This window comes from Chromobacterium sphagni, from assembly GCF_001855575.1.
GTDB lineage: Bacteria > Pseudomonadota > Gammaproteobacteria > Burkholderiales > Chromobacteriaceae > Chromobacterium > Chromobacterium sphagni.
Window position 1 is genome coordinate 125,370 of sequence record NZ_MKCS01000003.1, and the last position, 19,111, is coordinate 144,480.

The window sequence follows — 19,111 nt, forward strand, 5'->3', positions numbered from 1 at the left end:
TCATGCAAAAACTGCATCGCATTCTCCTGATATTCGCCCTGCCGCTTATTGCCCCGTGCGCCCATGCCGATCCGATACTGGACCAGCCCACCGGCAAGGTGGTGCTGACCATCCGCGGCCAGATCAGCAACAAGAACCGCGACAACGACGCGGTATTCGACATGGCCATGCTTAGCAAGCTGCCGCAGCATACCATCGCCACCCACACGCCCTGGCTGCCGGGCATCAGCAAATTCACCGGCCCCTATCTGCAGGATGTGCTGGCGCTGGTCGGCGCCAGGGGGAAATCGCTCAAGGCGATCGCGCTCAACGACTACAAGACCGACATCCCGCTGGAGGATGTCACCCGCTTCAACGTCGTGCTGGCGCGACTGCTGAACGACAAGCCGATGCCGGTGCGCGACAAGGGGCCGCTGTTCATCGTCTATCCATACGACAGCCAGGCGGCGCTGCGCTCGGAAATCTACTACAACCGCTCAGCCTGGCAGTTGAAAACCCTGCAAGTGGAATAAGAACATGCGCGGCGTCAAACGGCATCATCCAAGCTGGCGCATGCTGATCGCTATTGGCGTCACGCTGATCTGCGTCTTCGCCAGCGTCGCCTATATCCAATTCCGCCAATCGGAAATGCTGGCCAGCGCCCTGCTCTACCAGGACGACAACATCATCTGGGCCTACTTCCAGCTCGAAGCCGAGGAACTGCATCTGCAGGCCGCCCTGCAGAAAGCGCAACGCGGCCTGATCACCCCCGATGAGCTGCAGGAGCGCTACGACATCTTCGTCAGCCGCATCGGCATCATCCGCAGCGGCCTGTACAAGAGCCTGCTGCAGGACCTGCCGGAGTATCGGCGGATGCAGCCCAGGCTGGACGCATTCGTCCAGAAAGGAGATGCCCTGCTCGCCAGCCCGGCCGCGGCGCGAACGCCGGCGGCGCTGGCGCAACTCGAAGGCCAGCTGGCCGCGTTGGCCAACGGCCTGCACGACATGTCGCTGCAAGCCAACCAGGCAGTGGCCGAGCTGGTGGACGACCGCAACCGCACCATGCAGCAGCACATCACCATCGGCAACTGGCTGATGGGCTTCGAGTGGGTACTCATCCTGGGCTTCTGCTTCGTCGTCGTCCGCCAATTGCGGCAGCTGGAGCGCAGGCGCCTGACCCTGGAGACGCTCACCACCCGGTTGGAAGACGCGCGCAAACAGGCAGAGGCCGGCAGCCTGGCCAAGAGCGCCTTCCTGGCAAATATGAGCCATGAAATCCGCACGCCGCTCAATGGCGTACTCGGCATGCTGGCGCTGCTGGCCGACAGCAACCCCAGCCGCAATCAGGCCAGCTACATCAGCACCGCGGAAGAATCCGCCAGACACCTGCTGTTGCTGCTAAACGATGTGCTGGACGCCAGCAAGCTGGAATCCGGCAAGCTGGAATTGGCGCCGGCCACCTGCAACCTTGGCTACCTGCTGCGGCAGATCGCCAACCTGATGAGCGCCCAGGCCCAAGCCAAGAGCGTGATGCTGAAGCTGGAAATCGCCGCGGACCTTCCCGAATGGGTGGAGCTGGATCCCACCCGGCTGCGGCAAATTCTGCTCAATCTGCTGAGCAACGCCATCAAGTTCACCGAGCGCGGCGGCGTCATCGTGAACGCGGCCAGCGCTCCCGGCCCGCAACCGGACGAAGCCAGGCTGACGCTGACGGTCACCGACACCGGCATCGGCATGGACCAGGCCACGCTTTCCCGGTTGTTCAAGCGCTTCTCGCAGGGCGACGGCTCCACCGCACGCCAGTTTGGCGGCAGCGGCCTGGGGCTGGAAATTTCGCAGAACCTGGCAATGCTGATGGGGGGGGATATTTCGGTTACCAGCTCGCCCCTGCAGGGCAGCTGCTTCCAGTTGAGCCTGCCGCTGAAAGTGATCCCGACGCCGCAATATTCCGCGGAGGCGGCCGAGCAGCCGTTCTATCCCGCCATTCGTCTGTCGATGCGCATCCTGGTGGTGGACGACAATGCCGTCAACCGCAAATACATGCAGGCGTTGCTGGAAAGAATGAGCCAGTTGCCGACGCTGGCTGCCTCAGGACAGGAAGCGCTGGAGATCGCCAGGCGCCAGCCGTTCGATCTGGCGCTGATGGATCTTCACATGCCGGGAATGGACGGCCTGGAAACCACCCGGCGCATGCGCGAGGAAGCGCTGACGCCGCGGATGGCCATCATCGCGCTGACCGCGGATGCCTTTCCGGAAACCCGGCAGATGGTGTTGAGCCATGGTCTGGACGGCTTTCTGACCAAACCGCTCAACCGCAACCAGCTGCTGGCCGCGCTGCAGCAGCATTTTCCGCCAGAAGAAACCCCCGCGCCGCCGGCGCAGGAAACTCCCGCGTTCGATACGCAAACCATCGCCGACTTTATCGAGCTGCTGTCGCATGGCAAATACAGCGACCTGGTGAAGCAGTACTTTGCCAACCACGAGCCCACCATCCTGCAATTGGAATCGAGCCCTCAGCACCCTGATCGCGAAAAGCTGTTCCACTTGGCCCACAACCTGAAAGGCGGAGCGATGACCTTGGGATTCTCCAGCCTGGCGCAACGCTGCCAGGAACTGGAACAGGAGGCGGCGCAATCCTCCTGCTCGCCAGCGGCCAGCATCGCGCAGGTCAGCGCGCAATTCCACGCCACTAGGGAAGCCTGCCTGCGGCAGGGCTATCTGCCCAGCGCCAAGAGCTGAGCGCTCAGGCTACGCGCACCAGCCGGCCGCCGTCCTGCTCCGGCACTTCAAAGCGTTTCCAGTCGACGATCATCACCTGGCTGAGGCCACAGTCCAACGCCAGTTGCGACTCTATTTCCTCAAGTACCTGATGGCAATGGATGACGCCGTTGATGGCGACCTCGGCCCGACGCATCACGCTGTCGTCGGCGGTGACAAACCAGATGCAGTATCGATTCATCGGCGACCCTCCGGCTGGGTGCTGAAAAACTCATGCTTGGAAATGTAAATATCGGTCCAATTGCCGCCAGACTGCAAGTTTTGCGGCGAATGCCTGAGTATGCGCGGGGCTGGACGATGGCAAGGCGACCCACTCCAGCCCCAGGCCAGCCAACCGCGGCGCCGCCTTGGCAGCCGTGGCGCCATTGAAGGCCACGGCCCGCAACCTGGGTAGGCTGCCGACCAGCCGGGCCAGATCGTTATGCCGGACATCGCGCAGATCGGCGTCCAGGCTGCCGCGGCGCCGAGCCTCCGCCACCACGTCCCACAGGCCTATGCCGGCGGCCTGCAGCTCGGCCAGTTTCTCAGGATAAGGAAGCGAATGCAGCTCCTGCCGCAGGAGTTCGCCCAGCAGACGCCAAAACTGGTTGCGTGGATGCGCATAATACTGGCCCGCCGCCAGGGAGGCGTCGCCCGGCAAGGAGCCGAGTATCAGCAAGCGGGTGTCCGCATCGGCCAACGGCGGGAAGCAGCGCTTGTCGGCCACCGCTGCCAATGGTGTGTCCATGGTTAGAATAATTGCGTTTGCTGGCGGGCCAGCCAGGATTTGACCGGGCCGAAAGTCTTGCGGTGCTCGAGCAGCACGCCATGCCGCTCGATGGCGGCCAGATGCTCGGCGGTGGGATAACCCTTGTGTCGCGCGAAACCGTATTGCGGATGCAGCGCATCCAGCGCAACCAGCTCGGCATCGCGAGCCGTCTTGGCGAGAATGGAGGCGGCGGAGATCTCCGCCACCTTGGCGTCGCCCTTGACGATGGCTTCGCCCGGCACCGGCAGGCTCTTGGGAACGCGGTTGCCGTCTATCAACGCCTGATCCGGCGCCAGCGACAGGCCCGCCACCGCCCGCGTCATCGCCAGCATGGTAGCCTGCAGGATGTTCAAGCGGTCTATCTCCTCCACGCTGGCGCTGGCGATGCACCAGGCCAGCGCGTCGCGCTTGATCCAGGCAGCCAGTTCATCGCGTTTCGCCGCGCTCAGTACCTTGGAGTCGGCGAGGCCGACAATGGGCCTGGCCGGATCCAGAATGACCGCGGCGGCGAACACCGCGCCGGCCAGCGGGCCCCGCCCCGCTTCGTCCACCCCGGCAATCAGTGGCATCGCGCCACCTCCAGCACCGCGCGCGCCGCCCGAGTGGCGGTATCCTGCCTCAGAGCCAGATGCAGCTCGGTAAAAGCTTTTTCCATATCGGCGCGCGCTGCCGCGTCGGTATGGAGGCGCTGCATCTCGGCCGCCAGCTTTTCCGGCGTAGCCTGGTTCTGCAACAGTTCCGGCACCACGAAGCGCCCGCACAGGATATTGGGCAGGCCGACATACGGCAGCTTGATCTTGCGCTTGACCAGCCGGTAGGTGAATGCCGACAACTTGTAGCTGATCACCATCGGCCGCTTGGTCAGCGCCACCTCCAGCGTAGCGGTGCCGCTGGTCACCAGCACCACGTCGCTGGCGATGGTGGCCATCTGCGCATGACCGAACAGCCTGCGGATAGGCAGATCGCGCGCCTTGTAGCGATACAGCATCTGTTCGAACAGGTCCATGGTGGCGCGGGTGGCCAGCGGCACCAGGAACTGCGCATCCGGATACTGGCGCAACAACAGGCGGGCGGTGTCCAGATACACCGGCACCATGTATTCCAGCTCGCTCTTGCGGCTGCCGGGCATCAGAGTGAACACCGGCACGTGAGGCGGCACGCCCAGCTGTTCCCGCATCGCGCCCATATCGGGCTTGAGCGGAATCTCGCTGGCCAGCGGATGCCCGACATAAGTTACCGGCACGCCGGCCTGGCGGTACAGCGGCGGCTCCATCGGGAACAGGCACAACACGTGGTTGACGGCCTTGCCTATCTTCTGCACCCGCTCCGGCCGCCACGCCCAGACCGAAGGGCTGACGTAATGCACGGTCGGGACGCCGCCCTTCTTCAGCGCGGCTTCCAGCCCCAGATTGAAATCCGGCGCATCCACGCCGATGAAGACATCCGGCTTTTCCGCCAGCAGCCTGTCGCGCAATTGACGGCGGATGCGCAACAACTCCGGCAGGCTCTTGAACACCTCGGAATAGCCGCGCACCGCCAGCTTCTCCTGCGGCACCATGCTGTGAAAGCCGCGAGCCTCCATCCGAGGTCCGCCTATGCCGGCGAATTCGATGTCGCTGCGATGGGCGCGCAACGCGTCCATCAGGTGGGCAGCAAGAAGGTCGCCCGATGCCTCTCCGGCTACCATGGCGACCTTCAAGGCCCCTTTGCGCTTGAACAAGTGATCGCTCATAGGTTCAGCGGATGATGCCTCGCGCGGATTGGCCGAAGAAACGCACAAACGGCTCCAGCTCGCCATGTCCCTCGGCCGCCTCGGTCAGGATGGCGGATTTGGCCTCGTCATAACTCAGGCCTTGGCGATACAGCGTCTTGTAGGCATTGCGGACGCGGCGGATCTGCTCCGGACTGAAGCCGCGGCGCTTCATGCCCTCGGCGTTGATGCCGGACGGCACCGCGCGGTTGCCATGCGCCGTCACGTACGGCGGAATATCCTGCGCCACGGCGCTGGCGAAGGCGGTCATCGCATGCTCGCCGACGATGACAAATTGGTGCACGCTGGTGAAACCGCCCAGGAACACCCAGTCGCCGATGTGGACGTGGCCGGCCAGCGTGGCGTTATTAGCCAGGATGGTGTGGCTGCCCACCTGGCAATCGTGCGCGATGTGCACATAGGCCATCACCCAGTTGTCGTTGCCGATGCGGGTGACGCCGCCATCCTGAACCGTGCCGGTATTGAAGGTGCAGAACTCGCGGATGGTGTTGTTGTCGCCAATTTCCAGCCGGGTCGGCTCGCCAGCGTATTTTAGGTCCTGCGGTATGGCGCCCAGCGAACAGAACTGGAATACGCGGTTGTTCTTGCCGATGGAGGTATGCCCCTCGATCACCACGTGCGGGCCGATCCAGCTGCCGCTGCCGATGCTGACATGAGGGCCGATGATCGAATACGCGCCGATCTCGACATCCTCGGCGATCTGCGCCTTGGGATCAACGATCGCGGTCGGATGAATAGCCATGCTTACACCTCGCGCCGTGCGCACATGATTTCGGCTTCGCAAGCCACCTGCCCGTCCACCAGCGCGCGGGCGGCGTATTTGCCGATGCCGCGCTTGACGGTCAACTGGGTAACCTCGAACACCAGTTGGTCGCCCGGCACCACCTGGCGCTTAAAGCGGGCGTTGTCGATGCCGACGAAGAAGTACAGCTCGTTTTCCTTGCGCTCGCCGCCGCTCTTGATCGCCAGGATGCCGGCCGCCTGGGCCAGCGCCTCGATGATCAGCACGCCCGGCATCACCGGGTATTGCTCGAAGTGACCGGCGAAGAACGGCTCATTGATGGTGACATTCTTCAGCGCCTTGATGCGGACGTTGGCTTCCAACTCGGTGACGCGGTCCACCAGCAAAAACGGGTAGCGATGCGGCAGACAACGCATGATCTCGCGGACGTCGATCGAGACTGCATGTTCACTCATGAGGTTCTTCCTTCGATTTTTTCAGTGTTTCCAGTTCCCGCTCAAGCTGCTTGATGCGCTTGGCGAAATCATCCAGATGGCGCACGTGGACGGCGTTGGACAACCAGTCCTTCATGCTTTGCAAGGGGTAGGACGACGCGTAGTTGCCTGCCTCCTTGATCGACTTCGACACCAGGGTGCCGCCGCCGATGTGGGTGCGGTCCGCCACTTCTATATGGCCGACGAACATCGCCGCGCCGCCGACGGTGCAGCGAGCGCCGATCTTGGCGCTGCCGGCTATGCCTACGCAGCCGGCGATGGCGGTATGCTCGCCGATTTCAACGTTATGGGCAATCTGCACCAGATTGTCTATCTTGGCGCCGCGGCGGATGATGGTATCCGCCATCGCGCCCCGGTCCACCGTGGTGTTGGCGCCGATCTCCACATCGTCTTCCAGCACCACGCGGCCGGTCTGCGGAATCTTGAACCAGTGGTCCTTGTCCCAGGCCAGACCGAAACCGTCGGCGCCGATCACGCTGCCGGAGTGAACGCCGACGCGGCTGCCGATCAGGCAACCATGATAAATCGTGACATTGGCATGCAGCGTAACGTCGTCGCCGAGCACGCAATCATCACCCACCACCACGCCGGGCAGCAGACGGCAACGCTCGCCTATCACCACCCGCTCGCCGATAGTGACATTGGCGGCGATTTCGCAGCTGGCGGCAATGCGGCAGCCCTCGCCCACCACTGCGCGCGGATGGATGCCGGCGCGTGGCCGCGGCTGCTGATGGAACAGGCTGGCCAGGCGCGCGAAGTACAGATAAGGGTCAGCGGCCACGATCAGCGAGCGCCCCGGCAACTCGGCCGCCAGCGCCTCGGTCACGATCAGCGCGCCGGCGCCGCTTGCCAGCATCTGGCGGCGGAACTTGGCGTGGCCGACAAAGGCGATCTCGCCAGCCTGAGCCGACTCCAGCGGCGCCAGCCTGGACACCGCCAGATCTTCGCCGCGCACTTCACCGCCCAGCTGCTCAACAATGTATGCAAGTGTATAGGACATCAAAAACAAAGCCGACCCGGGGTCGGCTTACTCCGGTGACGGTTGAGACGACTACTTGTCAAGTTCCTTCAACACCTGAGGCGTCAGATCGAACTTGGGATTGATGTAGACCGCATCCTGCAGGATGAGATCATACTGCTCCCGCGCCGCAATCTCTTTGACCAGGCGGTTGGCACGCTCGGTCACTCCGGCGAACTCCTCGTTGCGACGCTGGTTGTAATCCTCGGCGATCTCCCTGGACTTGGCGCGATAGTCCCGATCCAGGCTGGCGTACTCGCGTTCATAGCGCTTGCGGTCCTCCTGGGGCAGGCTGTTCTTGCCCAGCAGGGTCTCCAACTCCTTGGCGCGCGCCTCCATCTTCTTCATGTCCTCACGCCGGTCGGCAAACTCCTTGTCCAGCCTCTTGTAGATGGCGATGGACGCGCCCGCCTCGCGGTAGATGCGCTCAACGTTGATATAGCCCAGCTTGAAGTCGGCAGCATGAACAGGCAAGGCTGCTACGCTCAGTACCGCAAGCCACCATTTCAATGCTTTCATGATTGCATCCTGAGAATCGGGTTAGAACGAGGCGCCCAGTTGGAACTGGAAGCGCTGGATCTTGTCATTCGGCTCTTTCTTCAGCGGATTGGCAATACTGAACTTCATCGGTCCCATCGGCGACAACCAGGTCAACGCCAGACCTGCGGAATAGCGGAAGCCATCGCTCGCCGAACTATGAATGCCGGAGGCATTCTGCTGGGTCGTCAGATTGGTGTTCCACAGCGTACCCGCGTCAAAGAACAGACTGGCGCGCAACGATTTATTATCCTTCATCCCCGGGAAGGGGAACAGGATTTCCGCGTTGGCCACCGCCTTGCGGTTACCGCCCAGGTAGGAGTTGGCAACCGCATCGTACGGGCCGATGCTGCTGGTATCGTAGCCGCGCACCGAACCGAGACCGCCCATGTAGAAGTTCTGGAAGAACGGCAGCACCTTGGTCTTGCCATAGCCGTTGGCATAACCCAATTCGCCGTTCAGCATCAACGTGAAGTCCTTGGACAGCGGGAAGAACCAGGTTTGCTGATGGGTCAGGCGGTAATATTCGAGGCTGCCACCCGGCAGACCGGCATCGGCATTCACCTTGATGGAGGCGCCCTTGGTCGGCCACAAGGCGCTATCGCGAGTATCGCGCGCCCAGCCTACCGTACCGAGGATAGTGTAGTTGCTACTGCCGTATTGATTGACGAAATCTATGTACTGTTGCGGACTGTTCGAATACGTGGTGATGTCGGTTTTTTCCGCGCCCAACGTGAAGTTGATGCGGTCGTATTCGGTAATCGGCACGCCGAAGCGCACGTCGGCGCCGATGGTGCTGGTCTTGTAGGCCGAGATCGACGTGGCGTCGGGATTGTAGACGCGGTCGTACAGGTCGTAGCCCAGGCTGACGCCATCCGGCGTGAAGTACGGATCGGTGAACGACAACGCGTAGTTCTTGTTCACCTGGCCGGTGGACATGCTCAGCGACATGTATTTGCCGGAGCCGAAGATATTGCTCTGCGAAATGCTGGCGCCCAGCACCAGGCCCTCGCCCTGCACATAGCCCAGGCTGCCGGAGATACTGCCGGTGGAGCGCTCTTTCAGACTGATGTTCATGTCGACCTGGTCGGGCGCGTCGGCTACTGCCGGCGTCTCGACGTTGACATCCTCGAAGTAGCCCAGCAGTTCCAGGCGCTCCTTGCTGCGCTTGACGTCGGCGGCGTTGTACGGCGCGCCTTCCAGCTGGCGCAGCTCGCGGCGGATCACTTCGTCGCGGGTTTTGCTGTTGCCGGCGACATTGACTCGGCGGACGTAGGTCTTGCGACCCGGATCGACGAAGAAGGTAAAGGCGGCGGTCTGCTTGTCGTGATCGATGTCGGGCAGCACATTGACGTTGGCGAAGGCGTAGCCGGCATTGCCCAGGCGATCGCTGATCGCCTTTACGGATTCCGTCACCTTTTCGTTGTCGAAGGTATCGCCGTTCTTGATCAGAATCAGTTTGCGCAGATCGGCTTCGGGGACTTTCAGGTCGCCGGCCAGGCGCACGTCGGACACGGTAAACTTCTTACCCTCGTGCACGTTGATCACCAGATACATGTCCTGCTTGTCCGGGCTGATCGACACCTGCGAGGAGTCGATGGCGAACTCCATGTAACCCTGGTTCTGGTAGAAAGCCTTCAGCTTTTCCAGGTCGCCGGTCAGTTTCTGCTTCGAGTACTGATCGTCCTTGGTGATCCAGGACAGCCAGCCGCCAGTGGTCAGGCTGAATTCGTCCAGCAGCTTGGACTGAGCGAACGCATTGGCCCCGACGATGCGGATTTCCTTGATGCGCGCGGTGACGCCCTCGTTGATGTCCAGCGTCACGGAAACGCGGTTGCGTTCCAGCTTCGTCACCGACGGCGTGATCTCCACCGAGTACTTGCCGCGGCTGTAGTACTGGCGCTTGAGCTCCTGCACTGCGCCGTCCAGCAGAGCCTGGTCGAAGATCAGCGATTCGGCGAAGCCGTTGTCCTTCAGCGCCTTCTTCAACTGGTCCTTGCTGAATTCCTTGGCGCCGTTGATGTTCAACTGCGTGATCACCGGGCGCTCGGCCACGGTGACGATCAGGGTGTCGCCGCGATTCTCCACTCGCACATCGTTGAAGAAGCCAGTATTGAACAGCGCCTTGATCGATTCCTGCGCCTTGGCGTCGGAGAAGGTGTCGCCGACCTTCACCGGCAGATAGTTGAAGACCGTGCCGGGCTCGGTACGCTGCAGGCCTTCAACGCGGATATCCTTGATTACAAACGGGTCAGCAGCCACGGCTACGGAGGCCATGGACAGGCCTACTACGGCCGCTGCGAGTCGCTTCAATTTCATAGGTGTGTTTTAACCCCCAAATAGGCGGCTGAAATCATTCAGCATGGCAAAGGCCATCAAAGACGCCAGCAATATGAAACCAATTTTTTGTCCGAGCAATTGCACCCGTTCGCTGACGGGCTTACCTCTAACCAGCTCCGCGACATAATACATTAAGTGGCCCCCATCCAGAACTGGTATGGGCAGCAGATTCAATATGCCTATGCTCACGCTGATCAGCGCCAGGAACTCCAGATACGGCGTCAGGCCCTCGCGAGCGGTCTGTCCGGCGACATTGGCGATGGTCAGCGGCCCCGATAGGTTGTCGAGAGAAGCGTGGCCGATCAACATGTTGCCGAGGAACTTGACGCTCATCCAGGCCGTGTCGCCGGTTTTCACCCAAGCCGCCCAGAATGCGCCTAACGCGTCATAATGCAGGGTAAAGCTCAACTTGTCATTCCAGGCGCGATCCGGCATGGGGCCGACGCCTATCCGCCCCACCACTTCGTCATCCTGCGCCACCGCCAACGGCCGAAGCTTGACCTCTAGGGCCTGGCCCTTGCGCTCGATTCTCAGCGCCAGATCCTTGCCGGGGCTATTGCGCACGATCTGAACCCACTCCTCCCAGCTTCTCAGGGCCACGCCATTGACTGCGAGCAGCTTGTCGCCGGCCTTCAGGCCCGCGCGCGCCGCCACGCTATTCTCTTCCAGCGCGCCCAGCACCGGCAGAAAGCGAGCCGGAGACAGGCCGGGATCGCCTTGCTGCAAGGCCAGCATCGCCTTGTCGCCGAAGCGCCCGGCATCGATCTGGCGCGCCGCGCCGGCCCCGGAAGAAGTCTGCACCTGCACCGGCACCACGCCGCCGGACATCGCGGCTCCCACCATCGCCAAACGAATATCCTGCCAGTTGCTCACGGGCTGCCCCGCCACGCTCAATATGCGGTCACCCGCCTGGAAGCCTGCGGAAGCGGCGGGCGTCTGCGCGATCACGGTGCCGACCAGGGGTCTGAGCTGCGGCACGCCCTGGGCGATCACGCCCCAATACAGCAACACCGCCAACAGCAGATTGGCCAGCGGGCCAGCCACCACGATGGCCATGCGCTTGAGCACATGCTGATTATTGAAAGCGCGGCCGCGCTCCGACGGAGCGACGGGGCCTTCGCGCTCATCCAGCATTTTCACATAACCGCCCAGCGGGATCGGGCACAGCACCCACTCGGTCTCGCGCGGGCGGAAGCGGAACAAGGGGGAGCCGAAGCCGAGGGAAAAGCGCAGCACCTTCACGCCGCACAGCTTGGCAACCCAATAGTGGCCAAGTTCGTGAAAAGTCACCAGCAGGCCGATAGCCAGCAGAAAAGCCATAAGCGTCAGCATGCCCCCACCCTGCCCTCGGCAAAGCGCCTTGCCTCTCGATCCCGCGCCAGCAATGCCTGCAGACTGGTGCTGGCCGCCACTCCCACTCCGGAAAGGGTCTCGGCCACCACTCGAGGGATGTCGACAAACGGCAAGCGGCCATTCAGGAACGCTTCGACAGCCACCTCGTTGGCGGCATTGAGCACGGCCGGAGCATCTCCGCCCATTGCCAGCGCGTCAAACGCCAGCCGCAGGCAGGGGAAGTTTTGCAAATCCGGTTTTTCGAAACTCAGATCGGACAGCGAGAAGAAATCCAAGGGCTCCACGCCCGCCTCAATCCGCTCCGGCCAAGCCAGCGCGCAGGCGATGGGCGTGCGCATGTCGGGCGACCCCAACTGCGCCATCACCGAGCCGTCCCGGTACTGCACCATGGAATGAATCACGCTTTGCGGATGCACCACCACTTCGATCCGCTCGGGCGGCACGCCGAACAGCCAATGCGCCTCGATGACCTCAAGCCCCTTGTTCATCAGCGAGGCCGAGTCCACCGATATCTTGCGTCCCATGCTCCAGTTGGGATGGCGGCAGGCGTCGGCGGGCGTCACGCCTAGCAACTCCGCCGCGCTCTTGCCACGGAAGGGACCGCCCGAAGCGGTCAGGATGATCTTGCGGATGCCTGCCGAATCGGGCTGCCCGGCGTAATCGGCGGGCAACGACTGGAAGATGGCGCTGTGCTCGCTGTCCACCGGCAGCAGGCTGGCGCCGCTTGCGCGCACGGCATCCATGAACAGACGCCCCGCCACCACCAGGGACTCCTTGTTGGCCAGCAGGATGCGCTTGCCGGCATTGGCAGCCGCCAGCGCGGAAGGCAGGCCCGCGGCGCCGACGATGGCCGCCATCACCACCTCCACCTCGGGCAACGCCGCTATCCACTCCAACGCCGAAGGGCCATGCAGCACTTCGCAGCGAACACTCGCCAGCGCCAAGCGCTCCCGCAAGCCTGCCGCGGCATCCTCGTCGGCCACCGCCAGATAATCGGGCTGGAAATGGCATGCTTGTTCAAACAGTTTGTCCATCTGACGGTGAGCGCTCAACGCCACCACCCGGTAACGCCCCGGATGCCGGGCAATCACGTCCAGCGTGTTGCAGCCGACGCTTCCGGTCGCCCCCAGTACTGCAATACCCTGAGGTTTGGTCATTAGAATCGCTTCCAGATTACATGCCGCCCAGCACGCGCAGGGCATTGCTGACCGCCAGTACGGCGATCAGACTGTCGATACGGTCATACACGCCGCCATGACCAGGCAGCAGCCGGCTGCTGTCCTTGATGCCGGCAGCGCGCTTGAACCAGGACTCCAGAAGATCGCCGCAGACGCTGACCGCGGTCAGCGGCAAGGCCAGCAACAGCAGGGCCCACAACGGCAAGCCGGTATCCAGCCAGCCGAAATGGTCGATAGCCGCGACATACAGCGCCACGCATGCCACCGCGCCGTAAACCCCCTCCCAGCTCTTGCCTGGACTGATCGCAGGAGCCAGTTTGCGCTTGCCGAAGGCTTTGCCGGAGAAATAGGCCGCCACGTCGGCCACCCACACCAGGCCCATCACCGCCAGGAGCGCCAGCGCGTCCCGGATCGACGGCTGCGGCCGCCACTCCAGGAAGGCAAACCAGGCGGGAATCATCAGCATCCACCCCAACAACCAGGCCGGCGCACCGGATGGGATTGTCCAGCGCCGAACCAGCCAGCAGGGCACCAGGGCCAGCCAGAAAGCTAGCACCAGCGCGTGCTCAACAGCGTTCATCTGCCGATGTCCCATCCAAGCGGCGGCCGCCGCCAGAGTGGAAAGCGCAAGATAGCATGCCTGCTGCGGCAGGCGCATTTTGACCATGCGGGAGTATTCCCACAGCGCCAGCACCACGATCAACCAGGAGAAGCCCGCCCAGATCGAGGCGGGAAAGAGAAAAAGTGCCGCCAACATCAGAGGTAGCAGCACCAGCGCGGTCAGAATTCGCGTTTTGAGCATGAATTGTCAGGGTTTGTCGCGGCGTAGATGTTCCGGCAATTGCTCGCTGGTGCGACCAAAGCGCCGTTCACGCTGCCAATACGAAGAAATCGCCTGCTCCAGCGCCGCGCGGTCGAAGTCGGGCCATAGCAGGTCGGTGAAATACAGCTCGGAGTACGCCAATTGCCACAGCAGGAAATTGCTGATGCGCTGCTCGCCGCCGGTGCGGATGAACAAATCCGGCTCCGGCGCCCAGGACATCGTCAACTGGCGGCTCAGGGCCTCCTCGGTGATTTCGGTCGCGCCTTGCTGCAACAGCTGGTTGGCAGCCTGCACGATATCCCAGCGGCCGCCGTAATCGGCGGCGATGCTCAGCACCAAGCCGTCATTGCCGGCCGTTTTCTGCTCCGCGCGATCGATGCGCTCGCACAGCTCGGCGCTGAAGCGCGCGCGCGATCCGAGCACCTGCAAGCGGATGTTGTTGCCGTGCAGCTTGCTGACCTCGTGCTCCAACGCGCGCAGGAACAGGTCCATCAGGAAAGTCACTTCATCCTGCGGCCTGCGCCAGTTTTCGGTGGAGAAAGCGAACAGCGTCAGGTAGCCAACGCCCATTTCCTTGCAAGCACCGACCACCTCGCGCACCGCGTCCAGCCCGCGCTTGTGCCCCGCCACCCTTGGAAGGAAGCGTTTCTTGGCCCAACGGCCATTGCCATCCATGATGATGGCGATATGCCGGGGCGGCTGGCGCCCCTCCGGCATTTGCGTCACAGAACCGGAAAGCAAGATCCGCCCCTTATACTGCGAGCAGGTCGGCTTCTTTGGCGGCCAGCGCCTTGTCGATCTCGGCGGTGTACTTGTCGGTCAGCTTCTGAATTTCATCCTGGCCGCGACGATCATCATCCTCGGTGATCAGCTTGTCTTTCAGCAGCGTCTTGAATTCGTTATTGGCGTCGCGACGGATATTGCGCATCGTCACGCGGGCGCCTTCTGCCTCGCCGCGCACCACCTTGATCAGCTCCTTGCGGCGCTCTTCGGTCAGCATCGGCATCGGCACGCGGATGATCTCGCCCATCGAGGCCGGATTCAGGCCCAGGTCGGAATCACGGATGGCTTTTTCAATCTTGGCCACCATCGGCTTTTCCCACGCCTGCACGCCAATGGTGCGCGCATCCAGCAAGGTGACGTTGGCGACCTGGTTGACCGGCACGTCGCTGCCGTAGTAGTCAACCATGACATGATCCAGAATGCCGGTATGGGCGCGGCCGGTGCGAACCTTGGACAGGTCGTTCTTGAACGCCTCCAGCGATTTCTGCATTTTCTGTTCGGTCGACTTCTTGACGTCGTTAATCATGTCCCACTCCCATCAAAACTTCAAATGACAAGGCGAAAACGGCCATTGCCGTTTTCGCCCTCAGCAATTTTCAAACTCAGCAGTGTACCAGCGTGCCTTCATCTTCGCCAAGCACGACCCGCCGAAGAGCGCCGTCCTTGAAGATGCTGAACACCTTGATATTCAGATGCTGATCGCGGCACAAGGCGAAGGCGGTGGCGTCCATCACCTTCAGATTGCGCGAGATGGCCTCGTCGAAGGTCACGCTCTGGTAACGCACCGCATCCGGGTTCTTTTTCGGATCGTCGGTGTAGACGCCGTCAACCTTGGTGGCCTTCAGCATGATATCCACATTCATTTCCATACCGCGCAAGGCGGCGGCGGTATCGGTGGTGAAAAAGGGGTTGCCGGTGCCGGCGGCGAAGATCACCACCTTGCCCTCTTCCAGGTACTGCATCGCCTTGCCGCGCACATAGGGCTCGGCAATCTGCTGCATGGTCAGCGCGGACTGCACGCGGGCGATCAGACCCACCTTGGTCATCGCATCCTTCAGCGCCAGCGCGTTCATCACGGTGGCCATCATGCCCATATAGTCAGCGGTGGCGCGATCCATGCCCGCCGCAGCCGGAGCCACGCCGCGGAAGATGTTGCCGCCGCCGATCACGATGCCCACCTCAATGCCCAGCTCGACCACTTCCTTGACTTGGCCCACGATCTGCTCGATGGTGGCGCGGTTGATACCATAGCTGTCATCCCCCATCAGGGCTTCACCAGAAAGTTTCAGCAGAATGCGTTTGTAGGCGGGAACTTGGCTCATGATGTCCTCGGATTGGCGATTTGTGGTTTTCAATTTGCAAAACGGCACCCTGCAAGCAGGGTGCCGTCGATGAAGCGGTAAGCCCGGGCTTACAGCTTGGCCGCGGCGGCAACTTCCGCTGCGTAGTCTACTACCTTCTTCTCAATGCCTTCACCCACAACGAACATGGCGAATGCCTTGACGGAGGCCTTTTGCTCGGCCAGCAGCTTTTCAACAGTCTGATCCGGGTTCTTGACGAAGGGCTGACCCAGCAGGGTCACTTCGGCCAGGAACTTGTTGACGCGGCCCTCAACCATCTTGGCGACGATGTCGGCCGGCTTGCCGGATTCGGCCGCCTGCGCGGTGTAGATCTTGCGCTCTTGCTCCAGGATGTCGGCCGAAACCTGATCCTTGGAAACGCAGATCGGCTTGGAAGCGGCGATGTGCATGGCCACGTCCTTGCCCACTTGCTCGGCGCCGGCGTAGTCGACGATCACGCCGATCTTGGCGCCGTGCAGGTAAGTGGCGATCGCGCCTTCGGTCTGGTAGCGAACGAAACGACGGATGGTCATGTTCTCGCCCAGCTTGGCGATGGCAGCCTTGCGGATTTCCTCAACGGACACGCCGTCGATTTCCACCGCGGACAGCGCTTCCACGTCGGCCGGATTGGCGATAACGGCAGCCTTGGCGGCGGCGGCGGCCAGCGCCAGGAAGGTCGGGTCCTTGGCAACGAAGTCGGTTTCGCAGTTCACTTCAACCAGTGCGCCTACGCCACCTTCAACATGGGAACCGATGATGCCTTCGGCAGCCAGGCGACCGGCCATTTTGGAGGCCTTGTTGCCGGACTTGATGCGCAGGATTTCCTCGGCCTTCGCAGCGTCGCCGTCAGCTTCAACCAGAGCCTTCTTGCACTCCATCATGCCGAGGCCGGTGGCCGCGCGCAGATCCGAAACCATTTTTGCGGTGATTTCCGCCATGCTTCACTCCTAATGATTTAGATTACGTAAACAATCGGGTCCAAAAAAAGGGGCTTGCGCCCCTTTATGGTCCGCTTACTCGGCTTGAGCCGTTTCAGCGGCGGCGACGATCTCTTGCAGAGAGTGCGCGCGACCTTCCAGTACCGCGTCGGCGATGCCGCGAGCGTACAGGCGGATGGCACGGCTGGAGTCGTCGTTGCCCGGGATTACGTAATCGATGCCATCCGGGGAGTTGTTGGTGTCAACAACGCCGATAACCGGGATGCCCAGTTTCTTGGCTTCGACGATGGTACCCTTCTGGTAGCCGGTGTCGATAACGAAGATGGCGTCCGGCAGGCCTTTCATATCCTTGATACCGCCCAGCGAGCGCTCGAGCTTGTCGACTTCGCGCTGCAGGTCCAGCAGTTCTTTCTTGTTGTAACCGGTATCGCCGGAACCTTCCAGGATGGCGCGCTTCTCTTCAAGACGCTTGATCGACTGCTTCACGGTCTTGTAGTTGGTCAGCATGCCGCCCAGCCAGCGGTGGTCAACAAACGGCATGCCGCAACGGGCAGCTTCTTCACGTACGATCTCACGCGCTTGACGCTTGGTGCCAACGAACATCACGGTACCCTTGTTGGCGGCCAGACGACGCACATACTCCTGGGACTCCACGAACAGCGGCAGGGTCTTTTCCAGGTTGATGATGTGGATCTTGTTGCGGCTGCCAAAGATGTACTTAGCCATCTTCGGGTTCCAGAAACGGGTTTGGTGGCCGAAGTGAACGCCGGCCTCAAGCATTTGACGCATGGTAACGTTGGTGGACATGCAAAAACTCCTAAAGGGTTAAGCCTCCATCCGCGCAGACAACCCGCCTGAACTCGAGTTTCAGACTGGCACCCTTTCGCGCGGATGTGCGTAGTTTGGTTTATATTCCCAACCGGAATGGCAGGGAACGCGGGATTCTAGCACTTCAAGGCCCGCCAGCTCAAGCTTTGCCGGCATCTTTCCGCCCAGCGACGCGCCTTCGCAGCCGGTTGCGTACCACCCAGGCAACAAACCAAGTGGGCAGCACCCCGAGAAAGAAGCCGATAGCCAGCCCCGCAGGCACACTGCGCTGGGCAACCGCCAACATCAGCACCACATACAACCAGCCTATCAATACGATGATCAGCGTCATGTTATAAAACAATCGTTTGAATTTCAGGACAAATACATCAACAATATCGCACCATTGTAAACCACTCCGGACCCGCCCAATGCAAACCGCCCTCACCCGCCTGCTCGGGATCCAGCACCCACTAATCTGCCCCGGAATGAGTTACATCGCCACGCCGGAACTGGTGGCCGCAGTCAGCAACGCAGGCGGATTGGGCATTCTGGCCAGCGGACCGCTATCCGCCGCCGACACCCGCGCCGCCATCCGCCGCATCCGCGAATTGACCGACCGCCCCTTCGGCATAGGCTGCACGCTAATGATGCCGGGCGCCGCCGACAACGCCCGGGCGGCACTGGAGGAGCGGGTGCCGGTAATCAATTACTCACTGGGCAAAGGCGACTGGATCGCCGAAGCGGTTCATGATTACGGCGGCAAGGTGATTGCCACCGTGGTGACGGAGAAACACGCCATATCCGCCGAAAAAAGCGGCGCCGACGCGCTGCTGGTCACCGGCCACGAAGCCGCGGCCCATGGCGGCAACGTCACTTCGCTGGTGCTGATTCCAGCCATCCGCAAGGCAAGCCGGCTCCCCATCATCGCCGCAGGCGGCTTTGCCGACGGCAACAGCCTGATCGCCGCGCTGGCGCTGGGCGCCGATGCAGTGGCGATGGGCACGCGGCTGGCGATGACGCGGGAAAGCCCGGTGCACGCAAAAACCAAGGACATGATCCGCGAACGCGGCGTGGCGGACACGCTGTACTCGAAGAATTTCGACGGCCTATGGTGCCGCGTGATGGACACGCCGGCCGCGCGCCGCGCCTGCCGCAAACCGCTGGGCCTGCTGCCCGCCGCCTTCCGCGCCAGCCAGATGGCGCGCCGCATGGGCATGCCGGTGATGAAAATGGCGATCGGCGGCATGATCAGCCAGCCGCAGGCGCTAAGGCAACTGGCGCTGTTCGGCGCGGCGACCGAATCGATACGGCTGGCGATACAGGAAGGCGACCACATGAAAGGTGTGCAGCTGATAGGGCAGGCTCAGGGACTGATCGAGGACGTCCCAACGGTGGCGGAACTGTTCGAACGGGTCATGGCCGAGGCGGCCGCCTGCAAACTCAGACTGTCAGAACTTTAACGTCCCAACCCGGCGCCAG

21 protein-coding genes are annotated in these 19,111 nt (G+C 62.1%); 3 read left to right on the forward strand and 18 right to left on the reverse strand.

Going from position 1 to position 19,111, the window contains the following annotated elements; all coding sequences use genetic code 11:
• The first annotated feature begins 2 nt into the window (after window positions 1–2).
• Together BI347_RS19520 and BI347_RS19525 are read left to right on the forward strand one after the other, a co-directional pair.
• Entirely contained in the window at window positions 3–512 is a 510-nt protein-coding gene (locus BI347_RS19520; protein WP_071116824.1) for a putative pterin-binding protein, read from the forward strand.
• Between the two features lie 40 nt (window positions 513–552).
• The gene (locus BI347_RS19525) at window positions 553–2,718 is read left to right on the forward strand and encodes an ATP-binding protein (RefSeq protein WP_158020827.1); all 2,166 of its coding nucleotides are present in this window, start codon (window positions 553–555) and stop codon (window positions 2,716–2,718) included.
• A gap of 4 nt (window positions 2,719–2,722) precedes the next feature.
• Here BI347_RS19525 and BI347_RS19530 read toward each other — a convergent pair whose 3' ends face one another.
• The 18 genes from BI347_RS19530 to BI347_RS19615 all read right to left on the reverse strand — a co-directional run bounded on the left by BI347_RS19530 (window position 2,723) and on the right by BI347_RS19615 (window position 17,981).
• Window positions 2,723–2,938 carry a hypothetical protein gene (locus tag BI347_RS19530; protein ID WP_071113555.1) on the reverse strand — a complete coding sequence of 72 codons (216 nt, stop codon included), beginning with the start codon at window positions 2,936–2,938 and terminating at the stop codon, window positions 2,723–2,725.
• Between the two features lie 30 nt (window positions 2,939–2,968).
• A complete protein-coding gene (locus BI347_RS19535; RefSeq protein ID WP_071113554.1) occupies window positions 2,969–3,484 on the reverse strand; it encodes a DNA-deoxyinosine glycosylase in 516 nt (171 codons plus the stop codon).
• 2 nt (window positions 3,485–3,486) lie between these two features.
• Window positions 3,487–4,074, reverse strand: coding sequence for a ribonuclease HII (gene rnhB, locus BI347_RS19540; protein ID WP_193430988.1), 588 nt, complete (start codon window positions 4,072–4,074; stop codon window positions 3,487–3,489).
• On the reverse strand, window positions 4,065–5,237 hold the full coding sequence (gene lpxB, locus BI347_RS19545) for a lipid-A-disaccharide synthase (protein ID WP_071113553.1): 1,173 nt from the start codon (window positions 5,235–5,237) through the stop codon (window positions 4,065–4,067). The genes rnhB and lpxB overlap by 10 nt, the downstream gene beginning before the upstream one ends.
• A 4-nt stretch (window positions 5,238–5,241) precedes the next feature.
• On the reverse strand, window positions 5,242–6,018 hold the full coding sequence (gene lpxA, locus BI347_RS19550) for an acyl-ACP--UDP-N-acetylglucosamine O-acyltransferase (RefSeq protein WP_071113552.1): 777 nt from the start codon (window positions 6,016–6,018) through the stop codon (window positions 5,242–5,244).
• Between the two features lie 2 nt (window positions 6,019–6,020).
• Window positions 6,021–6,473 carry a 3-hydroxyacyl-ACP dehydratase FabZ gene (gene fabZ, locus BI347_RS19555; RefSeq protein WP_071113551.1) on the reverse strand — a complete coding sequence of 151 codons (453 nt, stop codon included), beginning with the start codon at window positions 6,471–6,473 and terminating at the stop codon, window positions 6,021–6,023.
• Window positions 6,466–7,512 carry a UDP-3-O-(3-hydroxymyristoyl)glucosamine N-acyltransferase gene (gene lpxD, locus BI347_RS19560; RefSeq protein ID WP_071113550.1) on the reverse strand — a complete coding sequence of 349 codons (1,047 nt, stop codon included), beginning with the start codon at window positions 7,510–7,512 and terminating at the stop codon, window positions 6,466–6,468. Before lpxD ends, fabZ begins: the two co-directional genes overlap by 8 nt.
• Before the next feature lie 51 nt (window positions 7,513–7,563).
• Window positions 7,564–8,049, reverse strand: a complete 486-nt coding sequence (locus BI347_RS19565; protein WP_071113549.1) for an OmpH/Skp family outer membrane protein — start codon at window positions 8,047–8,049, stop codon at window positions 7,564–7,566.
• 21 nt (window positions 8,050–8,070) lie between these two features.
• Entirely contained in the window at window positions 8,071–10,386 is a 2,316-nt protein-coding gene (bamA, locus tag BI347_RS19570; protein WP_071113548.1) for an outer membrane protein assembly factor BamA, read from the reverse strand.
• Window positions 10,387–10,395: 9 nt separating this feature from the next.
• Window positions 10,396–11,739 (reverse strand): RIP metalloprotease RseP, encoded by a 1,344-nt coding sequence (rseP, locus tag BI347_RS19575; protein WP_071116826.1) that lies wholly within the window; start codon window positions 11,737–11,739, stop codon window positions 10,396–10,398.
• Complete coding sequence (ispC, locus tag BI347_RS19580) at window positions 11,733–12,917, reverse strand: 1-deoxy-D-xylulose-5-phosphate reductoisomerase (protein ID WP_071116827.1); 1,185 nt, start codon at window positions 12,915–12,917, stop codon at window positions 11,733–11,735. The genes rseP and ispC overlap by 7 nt, the downstream gene beginning before the upstream one ends.
• 16 nt (window positions 12,918–12,933) lie before the next feature.
• Window positions 12,934–13,740 (reverse strand): phosphatidate cytidylyltransferase, encoded by an 807-nt coding sequence (locus BI347_RS19585; RefSeq protein WP_071113545.1) that lies wholly within the window; start codon window positions 13,738–13,740, stop codon window positions 12,934–12,936.
• Window positions 13,741–13,746: 6 nt separating this feature from the next.
• The gene (locus tag BI347_RS19590) at window positions 13,747–14,478 is read right to left on the reverse strand and encodes an isoprenyl transferase (protein WP_071113544.1); all 732 of its coding nucleotides are present in this window, start codon (window positions 14,476–14,478) and stop codon (window positions 13,747–13,749) included.
• 34 nt (window positions 14,479–14,512) lie between these two features.
• Window positions 14,513–15,070 carry a ribosome recycling factor gene (gene frr, locus BI347_RS19595; protein WP_071116828.1) on the reverse strand — a complete coding sequence of 186 codons (558 nt, stop codon included), beginning with the start codon at window positions 15,068–15,070 and terminating at the stop codon, window positions 14,513–14,515.
• Between the two features lie 76 nt (window positions 15,071–15,146).
• Window positions 15,147–15,866 carry a UMP kinase gene (gene pyrH / locus BI347_RS19600; RefSeq protein WP_071113542.1) on the reverse strand — a complete coding sequence of 240 codons (720 nt, stop codon included), beginning with the start codon at window positions 15,864–15,866 and terminating at the stop codon, window positions 15,147–15,149.
• Between the two features lie 89 nt (window positions 15,867–15,955).
• Entirely contained in the window at window positions 15,956–16,822 is an 867-nt protein-coding gene (tsf, locus tag BI347_RS19605; RefSeq protein ID WP_071113541.1) for a translation elongation factor Ts, read from the reverse strand.
• A 75-nt stretch (window positions 16,823–16,897) separates the two neighbouring features.
• Window positions 16,898–17,629 carry a 30S ribosomal protein S2 gene (gene rpsB, locus BI347_RS19610; RefSeq protein ID WP_071113540.1) on the reverse strand — a complete coding sequence of 244 codons (732 nt, stop codon included), beginning with the start codon at window positions 17,627–17,629 and terminating at the stop codon, window positions 16,898–16,900.
• Between the two features lie 160 nt (window positions 17,630–17,789).
• On the reverse strand, window positions 17,790–17,981 hold the full coding sequence (locus BI347_RS19615) for a hypothetical protein (protein ID WP_071113566.1): 192 nt from the start codon (window positions 17,979–17,981) through the stop codon (window positions 17,790–17,792).
• 79 nt (window positions 17,982–18,060) lie between these two features.
• Here BI347_RS19615 and BI347_RS19620 point away from each other — a divergent pair, with 79 nt between their 5' ends.
• Window positions 18,061–19,092, forward strand: coding sequence for an NAD(P)H-dependent flavin oxidoreductase (locus BI347_RS19620; protein WP_071116829.1), 1,032 nt, complete (start codon window positions 18,061–18,063; stop codon window positions 19,090–19,092).
• Window positions 19,093–19,111 lie beyond the last annotated feature (19 nt).